At 68.5% G+C, this 5,290-nt stretch carries 5 protein-coding genes; all 5 read right to left on the bottom strand.

Annotated features, from left to right (window positions below; genetic code table 11):
• Nucleotides 1–257: 257 nt before the first annotated feature.
• Nucleotides 258–1,295, bottom strand: a complete 1,038-nt coding sequence (locus tag JHD82_RS28465) for a tripartite tricarboxylate transporter substrate binding protein (RefSeq protein ID WP_199140229.1) — start codon at nt 1,293–1,295, stop codon at nt 258–260.
• A 116-nt stretch (nt 1,296–1,411) separates the two neighbouring features.
• Nucleotides 1,412–2,053 carry a maleylacetoacetate isomerase gene (maiA, locus tag JHD82_RS28460; protein ID WP_199140227.1) on the bottom strand — a complete coding sequence of 214 codons (642 nt, stop codon included), beginning with the start codon at nt 2,051–2,053 and terminating at the stop codon, nt 1,412–1,414.
• A gap of 19 nt (nt 2,054–2,072) precedes the next feature.
• A complete protein-coding gene (locus JHD82_RS28455) occupies nt 2,073–2,780 on the bottom strand; it encodes a fumarylacetoacetate hydrolase family protein (RefSeq protein WP_199140225.1) in 708 nt (235 codons plus the stop codon).
• A 38-nt stretch (nt 2,781–2,818) separates the two neighbouring features.
• The gene (locus tag JHD82_RS28450) at nt 2,819–3,856 is read right to left on the bottom strand and encodes a cupin domain-containing protein (RefSeq protein WP_199140222.1); all 1,038 of its coding nucleotides are present in this window, start codon (nt 3,854–3,856) and stop codon (nt 2,819–2,821) included.
• A 16-nt stretch (nt 3,857–3,872) separates the two neighbouring features.
• Entirely contained in the window at nt 3,873–5,081 is a 1,209-nt protein-coding gene (locus tag JHD82_RS28445; RefSeq protein ID WP_199140220.1) for a 3-hydroxybenzoate 6-monooxygenase, read from the bottom strand.
• Nucleotides 5,082–5,290: the final 209 nt, after the last annotated feature.

Raw genomic sequence — 5,290 nt, 5'->3', positions numbered from 1 at the left:
CCCCCCCCCCCCCCCCCCCCCCCCCCCCCCCCCCCCCCCCCCCCCCCCCCCCTTTTAGATGTGTATAAGAGACAGCACTTCGCGCTGCGCGCTACGTTCAGACAATCACGGCGAGTCAGTTGACGAAGCAGTCCTGTCCTTCGGCAGGACTGCAACCCCGCAACCGCCACGACGCAGGCGCGGGCATATGGGGACGAGGGGCCGGGGTGCGGGGGCGACAGGGCGCTACGCCCCGTTGCTTTGTCTATTCGGTGCTCTCAATCCAGGCTGATATTCGCCTTCTGGATCAGCAGCTTGTACTGGTCCGCCTTGGTCTTGGCGAATTTCTCCATTTCCGGCACTTCCCAGGTGATGGGCTGGAAGGCGAAGGTGGCGAATTTCTCGCGCACCTGCGGGTCCTGCAGCACGGCGACCACGTCGGCATGGATCCTGTCGCGCAGGGCGGCGTCCACGCCCTTGGGCGCCAGCAGGGAGACGAAGGAGTTCACGATCAGGTCGGCGGGGCCGCCCGATTCGGCCACGGTGGGCACGTCGGGCATCTGGGCGATGCGCTGGGGCGCGGCCACGGCCAGGTAGCGGATCTTGCCGGATTTGTAGATGCCCTGGCTGGAGGGAATGCTGGCAAAGCTCCAGGCCGGATCGCCATTGGCCACCGAGGTGTAGAGCTGGCTGACCTCGCGGTAGGGCACATGGGTCATCTTGCTGCCGGTCAGGAAGTCCAGCCATTCGCCGCCCAGGTGGCCGGGGCTGCCCACGCCCCAGGAGCCGTAGCTGACCTTGCCGGGCTCCGACTTGGCCGCCTTGATCAGGTCGCCCATGCTCTTCCAGGGCGAGTTCGTGGGCACGGCCACGAAGAAGGGCGTGAGGAACAGCGGCGCCACCGGGTCGAAGTGCTGCAGCGGATGGAAGTTGCGCTGCTTGTAGAGGTAGGGCAGGGCGGAGACATGTTCGCTGTCGAGCTGCAGCAGCGTGTAGCCGTCGGGCTTGGCGCGGCGTGCGGCTTCGATGGCGACAAAGCCGCCGCCGCCTGGGCGGTTGTCCACGGTCACGCCCTGCTTCCAGCGCGCGGCCAGTTTTTCGCCCACGATGCGCAGCACGGCGTCAGGGCCGCTGCCCACGGCAAAGGCCGTGATCACGGTGACGGGGCGCGTGGGAAAGCTGGCGGCGCTGCTGGAGCCTGCCTGTGCCCAGGCGCAATGCAGCGGGGCGATGGAAGCCAGCAGCAGGGCTGCGCCTGCAAGGGCCTTGCGGCGGGAGGGGGCGGCGCCGAGGCGGTTGGATGGGGATGCTTTCACAGTCTGTCTCCTGTTGGATCTGCTTTTTTCACTGCTTGCAATGCCCCGGTCCTTCTGGCGAGGACTCGGGGCGGGGTAGGGCTGCCGGCAAAGGCGCGGCGAGGTTCAGGCGAGGTTCAGCCGGCGTCAGGCTGGGCCAGGGGCGCAGCCTGTGCAAAGGCGGGCAGGGCCGCGCAGGCCCTGTCCACAGCGCTGATCAGCGGCCAGCGGTCCAGGTCCACGCCAAAGCGGCGTGCACTTTCGATCTGGGGCACCAGGTAGACATCGGCCAGCGTGGGTGCGTGGCCGAAGCAGAAGTTGCCGCGCCGCGTGTCGCGTGCCAGCAGGGCCTCGATGGCGTCGAAGCCGTCGGCAATCCAGGTGGCACACCAGGCGTTGATGGCGGCCTCATCCGCACCGAACTGGCGGCGCAGGGTCTGCAGGATGCGGCGGTTGTTGACGGGATGCACGTCGCAGCCCACGATGGCGGCCAGCGCGCGCACCTGGGCGCGGTCCTCGGGGTCGGCGGGCAGCAGCGGCGGCTCGGGGTGGCGCTCCTCCAGCCATTCGATGATGGCCGGCGACTGGATCAGCGTGCGGCCATCGTCCAGCGTCAGCGCCGGCACCAGGCCCTGCGGGTTGACCTGCTTGAACGGCGCCTGGGCCTGTTCGTCCACGCGCAGGTCCACGGGAAAGTAGTCAGGGCGCAGGCCCTTGAGGTGGAGCGCGATGCGCAGGCGGTGCGAGGTGCCGCTGCGGAAAAAGCTGTAGAGCTTCATGGTGGTGGTCTCCCCGGTCTTATTCAGGCTGGCCCACGGTGAGCGCGATCTCGCCCACGCCCTGCACATGGCCGGTGATGCGGTCGCCCGGCAGCACGGCGCCCACGCCCTCGGGCGTGCCCGTGTAGATGAGGTCGCCGGGCTGCAGGTGATAGAACAGCGAGAGGTCGGCAATGATTTCGCGGATGTTCCAGATCAGCTTGTCCACGTCGGACTGCTGCCTGGTCTCGCCATTGACGGCCAGCGCAATGGCACCGGATTCGATCACCTGGCCCGGCATGGGCACGATCTCGCTGGCCACCGAGGACTGCTCCACGTCCTTGCCCAGGTCCCAGGGCCGGCCCTTGTCGCGCGCCACCAGCTGCAGGTCGCGGCGCGTCATGTCCAGGCCGCAGGCGTAGCCGTAGATGTGTTCATGCGCCTTGTCCGCCGCAATGCGAAAACCCGCCTTGCCGATGGCCACCACCAGTTCCATCTCGAAGTGGTAGTTGTTCGTCTCGGGCGGGTAGGCCACCGTGGCACCCGATTCGGTCAGGGTGGAGGGGGCCTTGGTGAAGTAGAAGGGGCGCTCCGCGCTCTTGTCCACCGGGCGGCCCATCTCGACGGCATGGGCGTGGTAGTTGCGGCCCACGAAGAACAGGCGGTTCACGGGCAGGCGCTGCGTGCTGCCGCGCACGGGCAGGGATTGGACGGGGGGCGGGGTCCAGAGGTATTGGGGGGCGGTCATGGTATTGGCGATGGGGGAGTAAAGAGAAATCGGAGGATTCAAGGCCGGACTTCGTAGAGGCCCAGCTTTCTGTGCAAAGGCGCCTCGTCGGCCAGGAAGAGGAAGGCGGGCTCGCTGGCGCTGGCATTGGTCAGCGTGGCAGGCGCCCAGCCGGGCACGCAGCAGGTGTCGGCCGTGGCCAGGTCGAAATGGCGGTCCACGGCGGCCACGCTGGCGCCGCCCTCGATGACATGGAACACGCAGGCTGGCGAGCGCGCGGGCAGCTGCAGCGTCTGGCCCGGGCGCAGCATCAGTGCGTAGAAGCCCAGGATGTTTTCGCAGTCGGCCCCGGTCTCGGGGTTGGTGTAGGCCAGCTGCACGCAGTCCAGATCCGGCCGGTCGGCGGCCAGCTCCAGCAGCGCGGCGCGCGCGTCCTTCCAGGGGTAGCGCAGCATGGGGTAGGCCTTGGCGCTGCGGGCGAACACCTGCGTGGGTGCCAGGCCGCCGCGCGCATACGCCCGGTCGCCACGGCCGGGCAGGGCGGGCTGGCGCGGGCCGTCCACGTGGTAGGTGACTTCCAGGTAGTAGGCCAGGGGCAGGTCCAGCACATCGAGCCAGACCACGGGCTCGTCGCCGTCGTGGCCATGCTCATGCCATAGCCCCGTAGGCGTGAGGATCAGGTCGCCGCGCTCCATGGGGCATTTCTCTCCATCGACCAGGCTCCATGCGCCCTGGCCCTCCACCACCATGCGCACGGCATTGGGCGTGTGGCGGTGCGAGGGCGCCCACTCGCCGGGCAGCAGCAGCTGCATGCCCAGGTAGATGGAGGAGCTGGCCTGCATCTTCTCCAGCCCATGGCCGGGGTTGGCCAGCACCAGCACGCGGCGCTCGGCCTTTTCGATGGGCGTCAGCTCGCCGGCCTGCATGAGCAGCGGGCGTATGGACTGGTAGGGCCAGGCAATCGGCTGGGTGCGCGGGCGCGGTGTGTGCGGCGGCATCACGTTGCGCAGGCTGGGCCACAGCGGCACCAGGTTGTTGCGCGTGAGTTCGTCGCGGTAGTCCTGGGGCAGGTCTTCCAGGCGGCCAAGTTCTTGCATGGCGGTCTCCTTGTGTTCAGTCTTCGGCGAGGCAGGTTTCGGCCTTCCAGCCGTACAGCCATTCCATGGCGTCGTAGAAACGCTGGGGCGTGCGGCCCTTCCAGAGGTCGTTGCGCACCAGGCGCTCCACGCCGTTGGCGTGGAAGATGCGGCCCATCTCGCGCGCGGACAGCACCACGCGCGCCGTGCGGGCAATGCGCGAGCGCTCGTACAGCCGCAGCGCCTGCGGCCAGTCGTTGCCGCAGTGCTTGAGCGCCTGGCCCAGCGTCACCGCGTCTTCCAGCGCCATGCAGGCGCCCTGGGCGATGTACTGCAGGGTAGGGTGGGCCGCATCGCCCAGCAGCGTGGCGCGGCCGAAGCTCCACTGGCCAATGGGCTCGCGGTCGGCCGTGGCCCAGCGCTTCCAGCTTTTGGGCAGGTCTATGAGCTGGCGCGCGCGCGGGCAGCAGTCGCGGTAGTAGCTTTGCACCTCTTGGCGGCTGCCTTCGCGCACGCCCCATTCCTCCTGCTCGCGGCTGTGGAAGGTGACGACCACGTTGTATTGCTCGCCGCCGCGCAGCGGGTAGTGCACCAGGTGGTAGTTGGGGCCGACCCAGATGCTGGCCGCGTTCCAGCGCAGGTCCTCGGGGAAGTCGTTCTTCTCCACCACGGCGCGGTACACCACGTGGCCGGAGACACGCGCCGTATCGCCCACGTACTGCTGGCGCACCACGGACTTCACGCCATCGGCGCCGATCAGCGCCTGGCCCACATGGACCTGGCCGTGCTGGTCGCGCACGGTGACCGTGTCGCCCGCCTGCTGCACGGCTTCGATGCGGGTGCCCGTCAGCGTCTCGATTTGGCCGTGGGCGCGCGCGCCTTCGAGCAGCGAGGTGTGGATGTCGGCGCGGTGGATCACCGCATACGGGTTGCCGAAGCGGGCGCGAAACGCCTCGCCCGTGGGAATGCGGCCGACCAGCCGCTCATCGAGCGCGTCGTGCATCACCATCTCGTCGGTATAGACCGCACGGCCGCGGGCCAGCTCGCCAATCCCCAGCGCGTCGAAGGCCGCGAATGCGTTGGGCCCCAGCTGTATGCCGGCGCCGATCTCGCCCAGCTGCGGCGCCTGCTCCAGCACCTTGACGGCGAATCCCTGGCGCGCCAGGGCCAGCGCGGCCGCCACGCCGCCAATGCCGCCGCCCGCCACAAGAACGGGCAGCGCCCGGGAAGAAATGCTGGTGCTCATGGATGTCCTGTGCTTCGTGGTGCGTGTCGCCCGCCTGCGGGTCAGCTGCATCGCGATTAATTAAACAGTATGCTGACGATGAGTGTAGTGTTGATTTGCATCAGGCCAGCCTGGGGTTTCCCTGGATGCAGGCAAAACGGTGGCGGACAGCGTGTCCGGGTGAATCACCTGTCCGCCAGCCAAGGCCAACGGAGGGCGCGGTTCATGCG

Origin of the sequence: Delftia sp. ASV31, from assembly GCF_016428765.1 — a bacterium.
GTDB classification, from domain to species: Bacteria; Pseudomonadota; Gammaproteobacteria; order Burkholderiales; family Burkholderiaceae_C; genus Comamonas; species Comamonas acidovorans.
This window is presented reverse-complemented; position numbering and strand designations above follow the sequence as displayed.